Below are 16205 nucleotides of genomic sequence, written 5' to 3'. Positions count from 1 at the left end.
CTACCCTTGCATTATCTAAGTAAACTCCATACTTTCTGCATATATTTAAGGAAAAAAAAGCAGAGAGTTATCTCTCCGCTCCTGTATCTTACTTTTGTATACCCGGCCCATTTCTTTCCTCTTTAAATGGCAGCTCTTTCTTTACATATGAGTAATCATTCCGGTTGACTGGAACAAATCCTTCCGGCTTATAAAAGCGCAGCAGGTCTTTGTAAACTATGTTATCTGACATTTCCAGCTCTTTTTTCGCCTGATCGGATAATGACTTACATGCATTAGCTTCAGCTATTTCGCCGGTTTCCGTATAATAGCAGGTTTCTTCAATTTGGGTATATTCTGGTGAAATATAGTTGCCATTTCGGAATGGTACAACTTCACGGTGTTTTGCCGATAACAGATCTGATCCCATTTCAAGGTGATTTTTCGTATCAATGCCCAGCAGGTGAAGTAAAGTCGGCCGCACATCTACCTGTCCGCCGACATTATGGACAATGCCGCCATCTACTCCAGGTACATGTATGAATACTGGCACTCTTTGAAGCTTGGCATATTCGAACGGAGTAATTTCTTTTCCAATCACCTCTGCCATTGCCTCATTGTGGTTTTCGGAAATTCCGTAATGATCTCCATAAAGGACAACTACTGTATGATCATACAGTCCGGAATTCTTTAAATCGTTAAAGAACTGCTCGAGTGCCTGGTCCATATAATTCGCCGACTGGAAGTAGTGATTAACCACAGCATTATCTGTTTCTCCAGCAGGAAAATCAGTATCCCACTCATCCATCTTAAAAGGGAAGTGGTTAGAAAGAGTAATGAATTTTGTATAAAATGGCTGTGGAAGACTGGTCAGCATCGGCATGGATTCTTTGAAAAACGGCTTATCCTTCAAACCATAGTTTTTCGTGTTTTCATCGCTCATATCGTAATATTCTGCATCAAAAAACTTATCATAGCCCATGGTTTTATACATTTCGTTACGGTTCCAGAAGGTCTTGTAGTTTCCATGGAAAGTTGCTGAAGTATAACCATGTGACTTTAAAATAGCTGGTGTGCCATGGAATGTATTTTGAGCTTTTGTTACATAAACGGCTCCCTGTGACATGGGATATAGCGATGTATCCATGATGAACTCGGCATCGGATGTCTTTCCCTGTCCGGTTTGATTGACTATATTATCAAAGTAAAATGTCTTGCCGCTATGTGCAAGTGAGTTCAGGAATGGGGTAACTTCTTTTCCATTCAGCTTGTAGTCTATAATAAAAGTCTGCAGTGATTCCATGGATACATAAATAACATTCATGCCCTTGGCTTTTCCAAAGTATTCAGGGTTCGGGGGTGCATATTTTGCTTTAACATAGTTCTCCACTTCAGTCACATCGTTCGTGTCCGCAAGAGCCCGCTGGCTCGCAGACTTCGCATTTTGCACAATATCATAAATCGTGAAATTGTATGCTCCAAGATATTTCACCAAATAATTGCGGTCGAAGGAACGTGTAAGTAGTTCAGGGCGGTCATTCTCGGCGATTTCAAGATTAATAAAGAATATTATGATCCCTGCAGTCATAACTGCCAAGGCAGGTTTTCGGCTAAATTTCTTTCCAGGATTGTACCATTTCCTGAATGCCAAAAAAAGAAGCAGCAGAGTATCTGTAAAATAAAAAATATCCCAAGGAGACATTAACGACAGAGCACTATCTCCCAGCTGTCCCCCATTTACTTTTGCCTGCATTAATACGGGGACTGTTATAAAGTCGTTGAAGAATCGATAATAAACGACATTCGCATAAAGCAGAAAGGATAAGAATAAATTCAAGCCAATAAGCATGCCGGATTGCCATTTCCCTTTGAAAAACAAAGCGAATCCCAGAAATACCAGTGTAGAACTTAACGGATTCAAAAACAGCAAAAATCTCTGAATGTCATTATTGATCCCTAAGTTAAACTCAATGCGATAGGCTACATACGTTTTTAGCCAAAAAAGGATAACAGTCAGAAAGAATACAGCAAGGCTGCTTTTCGCCAATTGGGTTGGCGATTTAAATAACTTTCTCATTTGTTGGTTTCACCTCTTAAATTGTACACATGCGAAAAACTTAGCAGCGGCTAAGTTTTTATTATGTAAAATTTTTGTAAATACACATTAATAAATGGTGAACGAATGTAAAATAATATAGCACATTTTTAAATCGATGAAAATGGATATAACCTTTATATCTTTCGCCTTTTTCCTGCAAAAACCAACAATTTTTAATAATATGTGCTGTTACCCAATATATTTTATATGGTAAAATGAATTTTCCCTTCATAATTTCATTGCTGAAGGAGTATTGATTTTAAAAAGGGCCAAGCTAAAATTAAACATCGTTGGATTGGAGAGTCTTCATGAAAGAACGTCTATTATTTTTTATTATTGGGATGCTGATCCTGACAATGGGTGTAGCGCTGATTATCAGGTCAAACCTCGGAGCATCTGCATGGGATGCCCTGGCTGTTGGTGAATCGCAATTGTTTAACTTAACAGTTGGCACCTTTGTTTTTATAAATGGAATCGTACTCATTTTTATAAATGCCTTTCTAATGAAAAAAAAGCCTGAAGTCCTTGCAGCCATTTCCATTTTGATTATTGGTGCATTGATTGACTTTTGGCTTCTCATCATTTTTAGTGACCTATCGCCGCAGACATTGGCAGGGCAATCAATCACATTGTTCCTTGGAATCCTTTCGATGGGAATGGGCGTTGCCATCTATCTTCAGGCCAAATTTCCCGCAAGCCCGATGGATACATTAATGGTAGCCATACACACAAGATTCGGATTAAACTTACGGAATTCAAGGATCATCAGCGAAAGCTTTGCTTTGCTGCTTGCGTTTTTATTCAGAGGTGCAATCGGAGTAGGCACAATCGTGGTAACATTAACACTTGGACTTGTCGTACAAATCTTTTATCCGGTTTTCGAAAGAGCGCTCGGAAAAATCCAGGCACCAAAAGGTCCTGTCATTACTAAACAATAAGCTTACATCCTGCTCTTTGAGCAGGATGTTTTTAACCTCTTAATACTTTAAAATCCTTCCATTCCTCAGGCAGCATGGCCTGATATTTTGCCTGCACATACCTGTCATCCATTAAAACAATCATTCCTGTATCGTCTTCAGAACGGATCAATCTGCCCCCTGCCTGCAGAACCTTGTTCATTCCAGGATAAGTATAGGCATAATCATAGCCGTTTTTTCCTTGCTGATGAAAATATGCTTTCATAATGTTGCGTTCAAATCCCAGCTTAGGAAGCCCTACACCCACCACGAATACACCGTTCAGCCTATCTCCATGCAAATCAATTCCCTCTGAAAAAATGCCGCCCATGACGGCGAACCCCAACAAAGTTTCGGAAGGATTTGGCTGAAATGCACCCAGAAACTCCTCCCTTTCCCCTTCATCCATTCCAGTCTTTTGAATGATTGTATGTACCGGCAGTTCCTCATCGAGTAACCGCCGATAGATATTCTCCATATATTGATAAGATGGAAAAAAGATCAAGTAATTCCCCTTCTGTTCCTTTAACATGCTCTTAATTGTACTGACGATAGGTCCGATAGAACCTTCCCGGTCGTGATATCTTGTGGAAAGCGGCTGTATGTAAACTTTAGCCTGATCTTTTGAGAAGGGGGAAGGAACGGATAAAATAAAATCTCCCTCTTGAAAGCCAAGCATGTCCAAATAATAATTTAAAGGTATTAAGGTAGCTGAAAAAAAGATAGCCGCTTTAAATCCTTTTCTGGCCTTTTGTAGAAGATACGATGGATCCAGGCAGAATAACTTGATGATCAGGTCATTCCTCTGCTTTTGAATATACGTTACAAACCTTTCATCATACAGTTTTCCTATTCTGATAAAGTTCTGGGCAGCAAAGAATACCTCCAGCATTTCTTCATCCGCATTGTCTCTGTTTTGCCCCAGATAGTCTTCGGCATATTGAACAAATTCCTCAAGAACTTCAAAAAGTTCTTCAGGAGAATCATTTTCTGCGATTTCCTGATTTTCACCACATTTCTTTTTTAATTTAATAAAAATTCTATTAATCTGTTTTGCACTTTTTTGAATCCTTTCATCCTTCCCCTTAAAGCTTCTGCTCAATTGAAAAAAGGCTGATTTCTCAAGCGAGCTTGAATACATTTCCCTACCGCGGTCCACAAGGTTATGCGCTTCATCGATCAGAAGCGCCGTTTTCTTTTTCTCCTCTTCAAGCAGTCGCTTAAGCGAGACCCTCGGATCGAAAATATAGTTATAATCACCGATAATGGCGTCAGCGGCATATGCAGCATCCAATGAAAATTCAAAAGGGCAGACTTTATGCTTCATTGCATATTTTTCAATTGTCGTTCTGGTTATCATGTTCTCATTCTTCAGGAGGTCAAGTATAGCATGGTTGATCCGGTCGTAATATCCATTGGCAAACTCACAGCTGTCTTTGTGGCAATTGGTATCTTCCTTAAAGCAAATTTTGTCCTTGGCGGTGATGGTGACCGATTTAAGATTCAATCCATTATCCCTCATCAGGCTAATGGCCCCTTCTGCAGCCTGACGGGTAATGGTTTTAGCCGTGGCATAGATAATCCTCTGAATATGTCCTTCCCCAATGGCTTTTAATGCTGGAAAAAGGGTTGAAATGGTCTTGCCGATGCCTGTAGGTGCGCTGGCAAATAAGTTTTTCCCTTCGGCAATGCTTTTGTATACTGCTCCTGCAAATTTCCTCTGGCCCTTTCGATAAGCTGAAAAAGGAAAAGTCAGTTCCTGAAGACCTTTAATTAAATCCTTTTGATGCCGAAGCCTTAATTCTGCGTAGGGAGAATAGGATTCGAGAAGATGCACTATGAATTCTTCCAGTTCAAAAAAAGAATAGCTTTGCTGAAATCTTTTCACTTCATCTGTTTTAGCATGTACATATGTTATTTGAACTGTCACATCTGGAATATTATGGTCTTTTGCGTACATAAAAGCATAGCATTTAGCCTGAGCCCAATGGACAGGATATGTAAATTTATCAATGTCCGAAAGAGGGAGAGATACAGACTTAATCTCATCAATAATCCGTTCGCCATTTTTGATGATAATTCCGTCACATCTTCCTTCTAGCTGAAATTCGAGGTGATTGAAGTTTAATTCTGCATGCAGATACACTTCTTTTTGATCTTCTTCTCCATACAGTTTTTGAATACTCTGATGAATTCTTGTTCCTTCTGAAAGCGGCACTGCAGAACGGAAGCCTGTTTCAATGCTGCCGCTCTTATATACATATTTAACCAGAGATCTTACTGATATTTTTACCTTATTATTCATTGAAACGGCCCCTTAATTTACTATGCCCCAATTATAGCACATATGTTCTGTAGGTAAGAAAGAATTGCAAAAGCAGGAAATGACCATTTACAATTTAATAAGAAGAAAAAATGGGAGGAGTGTGAACGGAACTGTTCGTTTCTTGAGCAGTACAAAAAGTTGAAAAAAATTATTTTTTGGACAATCACTGGAGGGTCTTTCATTCTATTGGGTTTTCTCATCTATTTTGCTTCAATGAATTTCATATCAAATAAAGTAATGACAGAAGTTGCCGGCAGCATCACTGAGGATGATCTGGAGATGCTTGCCAGTGATCCAAATGTAGAAGTCCTGCTTGGAAGCAGTGAGGATGATTTAAAAGCTGTAAATCTTCAAAAGACATCATTGCCGATCAAGACAAAAGAAGAGGCTGTGAAAAAGATTTCAGAAAGCTTTACGATTGATGAAATCCAGCAGAGTGTCTCAAAAGTAAAAGGCGGACTGACTGCTGAAGAGCAGAATGAATTATACAGTCTTTTAACAGAAAGATTATCGGAGGAAGAATTAACTGCCCTGAAAATCATAGCTGTACAGGAAGCAAATAAGAATCAATAAATAATTCTAAAGAACTGTTTTTGTGTTATTCGGAAGATTCGGGATATTAGACCAAGCAAGAATCCTTCCTGTTCATACTTTAGTATGGAAGGGAGGGATCTATAATGTATCAATTGGCATTATTATATCTTGCATGTATGCTTGCAGGCTATGGCTTGACAATGGTACCTGTTTCTGCAGTTATTACTTCAGGCATTGCCAGCTTTTTCACCATTGTCGGCAGTCTGGCTATGATCATCTTTGGTCTTGCCATTCTTTATCTTGGCGTGAAAGCTTTGTTAGGGAAATAGGTTACACTTATGGAAACACCAGCCCCTGAGCGGCTGGTGTTTTCGTATTACTCCCTTTTGCATGAACCCTTCATTCATCAGGCAGCAGCTGGGCTGAAGCAAGTTCGATCCCGTTTTTATAAAAATTCTCTGCAATTACATGTCTGAGCCGGCTTTCAAATTTCTGTTTGGTTTCAAAGTTTGCAACAGGCACTTCAATTAAAAAGTCCATGGCCTTATTGCGGAAATCCACAAAACGTATATCTGGTGCAGGTGCATTTAAAACCCCTTCTGTTTTAGGCATTTCCACGTTCACTGCTTCTCTAAGAAGCTTTTCAACTTTATCTGTATCAGTGCCATACGCAACGCTGATTAGAACCTGTGCAAGCATTTCTGAGCCTGTCCTGTTTTTAATGATCTGTTCGATAAAGTATTGGTTTGGCACAATCAGGGTTCCCTCTTTAGCTGTGCGGACGATAGTGGATCTGAGACGGATGCTTTCTATTTTACCGATTTTGTTGTTTATCTCAATCACTTCCCCAATTTCAATTGGCCGTTCAAAGAGGATGATAATGCCTGAAATAAAATTACCGGCAATATTGCGCATTCCGAACCCTATCCCAATACCGAGAACACCCAGTATGGCAGCAGCCGCTGTTAAATCAAGCCCAACCGTTGTCAGGCTGATGGCGAGCGCTGCAATCATGACGGTATAATAGATCATTCTGTTGAATGAATAGCCGAGTCCCCGATCAACTCCATAGAATTCATATACAGATGTTAATACATATTTGGTGAATACTTTTACCATCCGATTTGCGAGCGAGACTGTCAAAAACGCTACAATTATTAAATATAGCGTCATATCTACTTCCCCTGCTGTGAACAAGGTATAAAAAAGCCATTTCTCCCTTGAAAAATAGAACAGGAATAGAATGATGATTCCATAAAAAGCAGCCCAGTTCACGAGTGATGAAACACCCTGCATGATCCGGTCATTCTGGACCGACTTGCCCCTCCTCTTTTTCACTAGTAAGTTAACTGTCCATTTGGCAGTCAATATCATTCCTGCAAACAATAAAAACAGCAGTATTTCCTGCATGGTAACATTCTTAAAAAATTGCATCGGCAGATTCCCTCACCTGTTTTATAGTTCATTCTTAAACTATTCCTCTTACATAGATTCTTAAACCGGTGTTTAATACTGTTTAAAAAAAGGAACAGTGAGTAGTAAATATATATATAAGGGTTGGGGTATATGCATGTGGATCAATAAACCATTTTTTAAATATGCAGCAGGCACCATATTAATGTTAATCATCATTTTTCTCCTTGGGAAAATTGATTATTTCTTATGGCCGATCCGTGCCCTGATTGCAACTATTTTCTTCCCTGTTTTAATTGCCGGCATTTTTTACTATATACTAAGACCCCTCGTCAGGCTGGTTTCAAGGGCTGTGCCAAAAACAGCGAGCATTCTGCTTATTTTTGCTGCGGTCCTGGGTTTAGGATATTTAGGTTATAATCTGCTCGGCACAACAATTGGCAGCCAGATAGCAGAAATCAGCGAAAATCTGCCTACTAAGATGGAAGACTTGTCGGATGAAACAGAGAAAGTGGTTGAGGAAAATAACATGGGCATGTTCTCCTATGACAGCGTAAAAAATAAAGTACTGAACTTCCTGGAAACACTTTTATCAGGGGCAGGAGAAAACGTAATGAAAGTTTTTTCTACCATTACTAGTATTGTCACTGTCATCGTTGTTGTACCTTTTATCCTTTTCTACTTCCTTAAGGATGACCACAAGCTCAGGCCTTTTCTCCTAAAATACCTTCCTGACAAACACGAGGAAGAAGGCCAGCGGATTTTGGGGGATATAGACAAGACCTTATTTTCCTATGTAACCGGTCAGTTTATTGTGGCAGTCGTCGATGGCGTGCTAATGTATGCCGGATATATGATTATCGGATTGGAATACGCATTGATATTAGCTGTGTTTGCGATGTTCCTGACTGTTGTCCCTTTTCTTGGTCCTGTACTCGGAATCATTCCTGCAGTATTCATCGGGTTATTGCAGGGACCGGGAATGGTATTGAAAATTATCATGGTACTGATTTCAGTTCAGCTTCTTGAAAGCAATCTCGTCTCACCTCATGTGATGGGCAAAAGACTTAACCTCCATCCGCTTACAGTCATTATTATCTTAATGGCAGCAGGATCGATTTATGGATTTATCGGAATCCTGATTGCTATACCTTTTTATTCTGTCATAAAGGTTCTCGTAAAAGACTTCAGAAGGTTTTACCGATTAAGAACAAGGAAAAGCCTGCTATCCGAAGAGATTTAATCAAATTGACTGCCGTTATGGCAGTTTTTTATTCATAGCACATGCTTATCCCAACAAATAACAGTATAATAAGAATTGCGTGAGAATAATTTGAGAGGAGTTTTTGAATGGCGTACCCGAGTACAAAAGAAACGATCAGCTTATTAAAAGAGATTGTTTCAATTCCAAGTCCTTCCGGAAATACAAATGAAGTGATTACATATGTAGAAAATTTTTTAAACGAGCTTAATGTGGAAACGAAGCGCAACCGGAAAGGAGGACTTATTGCAACCCTTCCTGGAAAAGACGAAAATAATCACAGAATGCTGACTGCGCACGTTGATACCCTTGGCGCGATTGTTAAGGAAATAAAGCCGAGCGGACGCCTGAAGATTGACCTGATCGGCGGATTCAAATATAACTCGATTGAAGGCGAATATTGCGAAATCGAAACTTCTTCAGGCAATAAATTCACCGGCACCATCCTGATGCATCAGACTTCAGTCCATGTCTATAAAGATGCCGGAAAAGCTGAAAGAAACCAGGAAAACATGGAAGTCCGCATTGATGAAAAAGTCCATAATGCAGAGGATGTCCGTGCACTGGGCATTGAAGTTGGGGACTTTGTCTCCTTTGACCCGCGGGTACAGACGACACCGGCAGGATTCATTAAATCACGCCATCTGGACGACAAGGCAAGTGTTGCGATCCTTCTTCAGCTGATTAAACAGCTGAAAACAGAGAACATTGAGCTGCCGTACACAACCCATTTCCTTATCTCAAATAATGAAGAAATCGGCTATGGCGGCAATTCCAATATCACACCGGAGACTGTGGAATACCTGGCTGTTGATATGGGTGCGATGGGTGATGGCCAATCGACTGATGAGTATACCGTTTCCATCTGTGTGAAGGATGCAAGCGGTCCTTATCACTACGAATTAAGAAAGCGTCTCGTGCAGCTTGCCGAAGAAAATGGAATCGAGTACAAGCTGGATATTTACCCATTTTACGGTTCTGATGCATCAGCAGCCATCCGTTCCGGCCATGATATCGTACACGGCTTGATCGGCCCAGGAATTGATTCATCACATGCTTTTGAGCGTACACATGAGGATTCGATTGAAAATACGGCTAAACTGCTGTATCACTATGTACAATCGGAGATGATCATTTAGCAAATAAAGAAACTGCACTCGAGTGCAGTTTCTTTTATTATCTTTCAGCTTCAGGCGGCCTCTTCCCTCTCTGCAGCTCCCAGATAGAAAGACCGAAATCCATTTGAAGATGAGGATAGTCCTTGAATTGTGTCCAATCCCCGCCCCATTCAAAACCAAGGTCCTTTGCAATTTCAACGACCTCATCCCAATCCGCCCGGCTGTTGCCGTTGCCATCATATTTCATATCCCAAATCACCTGGCCATCTACGGACATCAGTGCGAAATCAATCGCCAGGCCAAAATTATGGTAGGATTCCCCCCCTTTTGCATGGGTAACAATATTTCCCTCAGCAGTGCGGCCTTTTTCATATAAAGCATTCTGTTCTTCTATGCTTCTGAAATCCTGGGTAATGACTACATTAATGCCTTTGCCGGCAGCAAGAGCAATAAGTTCATCTTTCTTTTCAGCAACGAGAGGGTGAAGTGCTGTCGGGGGCGGAACTTCTTTAAAATCCGCCGGTTTTAAATATTGGTAAATGAGCATCGCGAAGATACTTGCTATTAAGAACGTCAGGAGCAGCCCATTAATTTTTTTTATCAGCATGTATGATCAATCCTCAAACTTTATTTCCTGCTTAGTATTCTAGAATACTACAAAACAAAAAAGAGAATCCAGAATAATGGATTCCCTCAGCTTAAAAAGCGAAGCTTATGTCATTCATAGCCTTAAATGCTACATCTTGCTCCCTGAAATAAACAAATGCTTCAACTGTACATGTTCCCTTTTCCAATTTATCAAAATTTAAATGAAATTGATAAATGCCATCATTTTCTTCAGGATTAATGGATAAGGTGTCAATAGGCCTGATCCAAAACACTCCTTTTTCATAGCCTTCCTGAAGCCAATCATCATTTGCATACTGCCAGCCCTTCGTGCCTTCTGTTCCCTGAACCGCCAATACCTCAACCATCTCCGGCGGGAGGATCTGCCCTCCGATTTCTACCTGAGCCGGAGGATCAACCCTAAGGCAAACAATCGGATTATGAAGCACAGCAGTACCCGTATTTTTAATGACTAGGTCTGTAATCAATGTATATTTTTCGTTGTTGGAATGAGGGCGAATCGTATAATTAAAGTAACCTTCACCCTTAGCCTCTTCCTGTGGTTTTATCTCAGCCGGGCGATTGTCTGGAGTTCTTTTTTGCTGCCGTTGTTTTTTCTTCTCTGGCGCCCCGCTGCTGAAAAGCTCAACTACGGTCTCGAGCCCCACCCAGTTAAGCAGCTCACTGCTGCCGATAAAATGTTCCAGAATAGCAGCCTGCAGCTGAATTAGGAATTCTTCTAAACCACTAAAATTGACTGGGATTTCACAGGATATTGAAGGGCCCCCTTTATGTGGAGCTCCATCGGTTTTAAAAAAGACATATGGCCGGCTTGAAACTTTTTTCCTGCAATGCTTTTGAATGACCGCAATGATTTCTGAATTTTTGCATGTAATGACAATATGTTCACTATTAGTAAATTCCAAATGAACATGGAAACCAGTTCCTTCGTACTCCTTCTGGTCATTTTCAGTTTTTAGTACAATTCCTGAATTCTTCAGCAGTTCCTTCATCATAGAGGATGTTTCCTGCAGCACATCTGAATCTTCCCCTCCTTCCATTGTCAGAAGAAGAGTTTGATTTTTTTGGGGGCTGTCAATGTATAGTGTCTTTTCTTCCCTTGACCATGTCGTGTCAAGTCCATGTCTGGAACAATATAAAATCAATGACGGCAAAGAAGAAAAATCAGCTGACCCTTTTTCTTTACCCAAATACGATACATTCACTTTCATTGATATCACCTTTTTCCGTAATTTCATTCCTTTCTCATTGTATGAATTCAAATAGGATGGATATGACAAAACAACCCTTAACCTGCGCCGTTACCATGCTATACGCACAATCATATGATACAAGAACAACTGTAAATGAACTTTGTAAGGAGTGAAGATTGTGTCGGCGACACCACAAGTGTCTATCATTTTCCCTGTCAAAAATGAAGGAGCGAATGTGAAAAGCACCTTGGATTCCCTGTTTTCAGTAAAAACCCATATTTCATTTGAAGTTATTGTGGCAGATGATGCCTCCTCAGATGGGTGCTGCAAATTCATAGATACCTATAAACATAAAGTAAAGCTTATTCGTACAAACGGAATTGGTGCTGCAAGAGCAAGAAACCTTGGCGCTGAACATACTAAAGGAAAATACCTGGCCTTTTGTGATGCGCACTTGGAGTTTGAAGATTATTGGCTTGACGGTCTTATCGTACCTCTTGAAAAGAGGCATACAGATGCTGTTGCTCCGGCAATTGCAGCAATTGGAGATCCTAAGTTTATTGGGTATGGCATGTCCCTAAGCAGGAACTTACGAATAAAATGGAATAAAAAAAGGCCGGGATTATTCGACACAGCAATTATTCCAGGCGGCTGCTTTATCATTTTCAAGAAGGTATTCTTTAACATTGGAGGCTTTGAAAAAGGTTTTAGAACTTGGGGGCATGAGGATGTGGAACTCTCCATCAGACTTTGGCTGTTTGGTTACAGGTGCAGTGTTTTGCCTGAGGTCCGAATTCTCCATCTTTTCAGGAAATCACACCCTTATCAAGTTTCAAATGAAGAAGTTTCCTATAATCTTCTTAGAATGGCTTATTCCCACTTTAATTATGAAAGAATAGAGAAATGCAAGAAATTAATTACTGGGGTAAGGCCGGCTATAATTGAAAAACAGGTCAAACAAGACGGTGTTCTTAGACAGCGGCATAAATATATTAATAGAAGAAAATACGATGATGATTGGTATTTCAGAAAATTCAGAATCCAATTTTAAGAATCCTGGAAACAGGATATTTTTTTTGGTTTTATTTATTCATGTCACTAGTCTATCTTTTATGCTGGTGGGTAGCAAACCATACAAACCTTGTCTGATAGCCATATATTAAATAAGAATAAATATAAAAAATAGGTGATGACATCATGAAATTATGTGTAATGGGGTTAGGCTATATCGGCTTGCCTACCGCTGTCATGTTTGCAGAACACGGACTGCAAGTTCATGGAGTGGATATAAATCCAGAGGTAACCAAATTACTAAATGAGCATAAAGCTCATATTGAAGAACCTGGCCTGCAGGATAAATTAGTAAAGGTAATGGAAGAAGGAAAGCTGACTGTATCAACATCTCCTATTAAAGCAGATGCATATATTTTGGCAGTTCCGACACCCTTAACATCTGACAAAAAAGCAGATTTAAATTATGTTTACTCTGCCTGCAGCTTAATTTTGCCTTATCTTAAAAAAGGTTCCTTAGTTATTTTAGAGTCTACCGTGCCGCCTGGGACTGTAGAAGATTTCTTAATCCCTATTCTGGAGAAATCAACCTTTAAAATAGGAGACGAAATTTTCGTTTCCCACTCCCCTGAAAGGGTTTTGCCGGGGAAATTATTTGAAGAACTTATAAACAATGACCGGATCGTCGGTGGAATAAATGAAGAATCCTGTCTTCGCACCGTTTTTTTATACAAGCATTTTGTTAGAGGGAATATTTATATGACAGATGCAAAAACAGCAGAAATGGTAAAGCTGATTGAAAACACCTATCGCGATGTAAATATAGCTCTTGCAAATGAGCTGGCTATGATTGGAGAGAAATACGGAATCAACATGCTGGAGGCCATTACTCTTGCAAATTATCATCCAAGAGTAAATATTCATGCACCTGGACCGGGTGTTGGTGGACACTGCATCGCTGTTGATCCATGGTTCATTATCGAACAAGCTCCCGATGAAACAAAATTAATTACAGCAGCAAGAGAAATTAATGAAAGTACTCCAGACCGAATTGTGAATTTAATAGAATCAGCTATACAAGGCATTTCATCTCCTATTATTACTTTATTGGGGTTGGCTTATAAAGGGAATATCGACGATCTCCGCGAGAGTCCTGCCCTGGTCATATATGATAAACTTCGCAAAAAAGGCTATGACATAAAATGGCATGATCCATACGTACAAAAAGAGTTAGAGGGGAAATGCGAAACCATTGAAGAGGCAGTTTACACTTCTGATTGTGCAGTTATTTTAACTGATCATAATCAATATAAAACACAGGAATTTAAGATTCTATCCGATTTGTTTAGGAATCGGATATTAATAGATACCAGGAATATTGTCAATAAAAATTCAATGATTGCTGCAGGATATAAGTGCCTTCAAATCGGCACACCATTACGCTAATAAAACATGAAATGGAGGCAGAGAAATGGCTATCGCATTAAAAAATTTAAGAGTTGCCTGTATTCTTGACGAGTTTTCGTATGAATGCTTTCGGCCAGAATGCAATTTAATAAAAATTGGACCGAATGATTGGATGGATATTTTCACCAAAGAACGTCCTGATCTTCTTTTTGTTGAATCAGCCTGGCAAGGCAATGATCAGCAATGGACAGGGCGAGTTGGCTATTATCATGAGGATAAAGAAAAGCCTTTAAGAAAACTGCTTCATTGGTGTAAACAAAATCATATACCAACTGTGTTTTGGAATAAAGAGGACCCAGTACACTTTAACAGATTTATTAATCATGCAAAATACTTTGATTATATCTATACAACAGATGAAAATTCCAAGATTAAATACCAAGAGAAAGTTCATAACACTCCTATAGATGTCCTGCCATTTGCTGCGCAGCCTAAAATTCATAACCCAATAAGGGTTAAAAACTATAAAAACCGAAATATTTGTTTTTCCGGCAGTTATTATGGGACCCAGCATCCAGAAAGAACAAAGGACATGAATGTGCTTTTAGATGTTTCAACAAAATATGGATTAGATATTTATGATCGAAATTATTTTGTTAAATCCACAAATTACCGATTTCCACCAAAATATAAAAGATTTATTGCTGGAAACCTTCCATATAAAAAATTAGTAGACGTCAGTAAGGAATATAAAGTATGCATCAATGTTAATTCTGTTAAAAACTCCCCTTCTATGTGTTCAAGGAGAATATTCGAGCTTTTAGGCTCAGGCATTAAAGTGGTCAGTAACGCTTCTCCGGCTATCGAAAGGTGGTTTATGAATATCGTCTCTGTAGCTGAAGAGAGGAGAAATATTAATACAATTCTAAACAAGGCAATAAATAATACCTGGTGGAGAGAGCAAAAAGAGCTTCAGGGAATAAGAAAAATTTATGATCAGCACACATATGGCCATAGGCTTTACAAAATAGCAAAAAATTGCGGGATTTCGGTTATTACACCCTATAATCATAAAGTTCAAGTAATCTCTTATGCGAATAATTTGGAACAAATCGACACTGTTTATAAATATTTTAATAGCCAAGACTATTCTAATAAGACCTTAACCGTTTTTGTTGGAGATTCATTTACAAATTCCATGATAAAAATAGCCAATAAAACTTTTGCATGCAACATTATTAGAATCACAAACAGAAAGGGTAAAATATCAGATTTAGTAGACAGATATGATTATATAACATATTTGGATCCAGGTAACTATTATGGTCCTTATTTCTTAACCGATTTGTTAATTGGAGCAATATATTCGAATGCTACTATAGTGGGAAAAGGAAGTTATTTTCAATTTTACGATAAAACAGGACAAATCGATTTAATGAATTCGCGCTTTAAGTATTCTTATACTTCAAAAGTCTTGAATGTTGCTGCCATCATTCATCATTCTGTTATTGAACAATATCAAACCAGACTAATGGATCTGTTTAACAAAGATATTTTTCACAGGAAGTTTAGAAAGACAGCAAAATTTTCAATCGACCCTTACAATTTTATAAAAAATGATAGGCTGCCTGTCCCCAATAAAATGAACAGACACAAAAGAATTGTTTCCATATAAAACATTTATCTACAAAGGAGGATTCTTATGATTCATATCTTAATAGCAGGACACGACCTAAAGTTTGCTAAACATATCATTGATTTTCTCAAAGATAATAAGAAATATAAACTAAGAATTGATAAATGGTTAAGCCATACGGATCATGATATTAATAAAAGCAAAGAATTACTGAATTGGGCAGAAATCATTTTTTGTGAATGGGGGCTGGGAAATGCTGTCTGGTATTCTAACAATAAAACAAGGGATCAGAAACTAATAATTAGAATGCTTGGACAAGAAAGACTTTCAAGTTTACCCCAAAAAATTAAATACAATAATGTCAATCATATCATTTTTATCTCACCTCACCTTAGACAGTCCTTGATCAAGATATTTAATATTCCCATTTCAAAAACCTCTATAATATACAATTTAGTGGATTCAACTCATTTCTCAAAACCAAAGAGAAAAGGAAGTATTTATAATCTGGGAATCGTTGGGGTTTCGCCTAAATTAAAGAGATTGGACTTAGCGATAGAAATTTTTAATAAACTTTGGATGAAAAATTCAAAATATCATTTATATATGTAAATGTCAACCCAAAAGTTGACCATGTCGCTCATGT

The 16205-nt window shown here is 38.8% G+C and carries 14 protein-coding genes; 9 read left to right on the top strand and 5 right to left on the bottom strand.

The annotated features are described in order from the left end of the window. Window positions 1-88: 88 nt before the first annotated feature. Window positions 89-2056: an LTA synthase family protein gene (locus PBF_RS20725; RefSeq protein WP_035332501.1), complete on the bottom strand. Its 1968-nt coding sequence runs from the start codon at window positions 2054-2056 to the stop codon at window positions 89-91. Window positions 2057-2385: 329 nt separating this feature from the next. Here PBF_RS20725 and PBF_RS20720 point away from each other — a divergent pair, with 329 nt between their 5' ends. After that, complete coding sequence (locus PBF_RS20720) at window positions 2386-3015, top strand: YczE/YyaS/YitT family protein (protein ID WP_035332500.1); 630 nt, start codon at window positions 2386-2388, stop codon at window positions 3013-3015. A gap of 31 nt (window positions 3016-3046) precedes the next feature. Here PBF_RS20720 and PBF_RS20715 read toward each other — a convergent pair whose 3' ends face one another. After that, window positions 3047-5338, bottom strand: coding sequence for an ATP-dependent DNA helicase (locus tag PBF_RS20715; RefSeq protein WP_035332499.1), 2292 nt, complete (start codon window positions 5336-5338; stop codon window positions 3047-3049). A gap of 159 nt (window positions 5339-5497) precedes the next feature. On the opposite strand from PBF_RS20715, the gene PBF_RS20710 reads away from it, so the two are divergent. Beyond that, window positions 5498-5932: a hypothetical protein gene (locus tag PBF_RS20710; RefSeq protein ID WP_035332497.1), complete on the top strand. Its 435-nt coding sequence runs from the start codon at window positions 5498-5500 to the stop codon at window positions 5930-5932. 104 nt (window positions 5933-6036) lie between these two features. After that, window positions 6037-6222, top strand: coding sequence for a hypothetical protein (locus PBF_RS20705; protein WP_009334788.1), 186 nt, complete (start codon window positions 6037-6039; stop codon window positions 6220-6222). A gap of 70 nt (window positions 6223-6292) precedes the next feature. Here PBF_RS20705 and PBF_RS20700 read toward each other — a convergent pair whose 3' ends face one another. Beyond that, window positions 6293-7327, bottom strand: coding sequence for a mechanosensitive ion channel family protein (locus PBF_RS20700; protein ID WP_035332495.1), 1035 nt, complete (start codon window positions 7325-7327; stop codon window positions 6293-6295). Between the two features lie 136 nt (window positions 7328-7463). Between PBF_RS20700 and PBF_RS20695 the strand changes: the two genes are divergently transcribed. Then, the gene (locus tag PBF_RS20695) at window positions 7464-8549 is read left to right on the top strand and encodes an AI-2E family transporter (RefSeq protein ID WP_035332493.1); all 1086 of its coding nucleotides are present in this window, start codon (window positions 7464-7466) and stop codon (window positions 8547-8549) included. A 107-nt stretch (window positions 8550-8656) separates the two neighbouring features. Then, window positions 8657-9706, top strand: a complete 1050-nt coding sequence (locus PBF_RS20690; protein ID WP_035332491.1) for a M42 family metallopeptidase — start codon at window positions 8657-8659, stop codon at window positions 9704-9706. A gap of 37 nt (window positions 9707-9743) precedes the next feature. Here the strand turns inward: PBF_RS20690 and PBF_RS20685 are convergent, their stop codons facing one another. Together PBF_RS20685 and PBF_RS25025 are read right to left on the bottom strand one after the other, a co-directional pair. Beyond that, a complete protein-coding gene (locus PBF_RS20685) occupies window positions 9744-10232 on the bottom strand; it encodes a M15 family metallopeptidase (RefSeq protein ID WP_235192304.1) in 489 nt (162 codons plus the stop codon). Between the two features lie 151 nt (window positions 10233-10383). Then, a complete protein-coding gene (locus tag PBF_RS25025; RefSeq protein ID WP_051488964.1) occupies window positions 10384-11523 on the bottom strand; it encodes a hypothetical protein in 1140 nt (379 codons plus the stop codon). Window positions 11524-11680: 157 nt separating this feature from the next. Between PBF_RS25025 and PBF_RS20675 the strand changes: the two genes are divergently transcribed. The 4 genes from PBF_RS20675 to PBF_RS20660 all read left to right on the top strand — a co-directional run bounded on the left by PBF_RS20675 (window position 11681) and on the right by PBF_RS20660 (window position 16171). Further along, window positions 11681-12556, top strand: coding sequence for a glycosyltransferase (locus PBF_RS20675; RefSeq protein ID WP_035332560.1), 876 nt, complete (start codon window positions 11681-11683; stop codon window positions 12554-12556). A 146-nt stretch (window positions 12557-12702) separates the two neighbouring features. Further along, window positions 12703-13962: a nucleotide sugar dehydrogenase gene (locus PBF_RS20670; protein ID WP_035332487.1), complete on the top strand. Its 1260-nt coding sequence runs from the start codon at window positions 12703-12705 to the stop codon at window positions 13960-13962. A 25-nt stretch (window positions 13963-13987) separates the two neighbouring features. Further along, window positions 13988-15598 (top strand): CgeB family protein, encoded by a 1611-nt coding sequence (locus PBF_RS20665; RefSeq protein ID WP_051488963.1) that lies wholly within the window; start codon window positions 13988-13990, stop codon window positions 15596-15598. A gap of 27 nt (window positions 15599-15625) precedes the next feature. Beyond that, complete coding sequence (locus tag PBF_RS20660; RefSeq protein ID WP_035332557.1) at window positions 15626-16171, top strand: hypothetical protein; 546 nt, start codon at window positions 15626-15628, stop codon at window positions 16169-16171. Window positions 16172-16205: the final 34 nt, after the last annotated feature.

Origin of the sequence: Cytobacillus firmus DS1 (assembly GCF_000565285.1) — a bacterium.
GTDB lineage: Bacteria > Bacillota > Bacilli > Bacillales > Cytobacillaceae > Cytobacillus > Cytobacillus firmus_A.
This window is presented reverse-complemented; position numbering and strand designations above follow the sequence as displayed.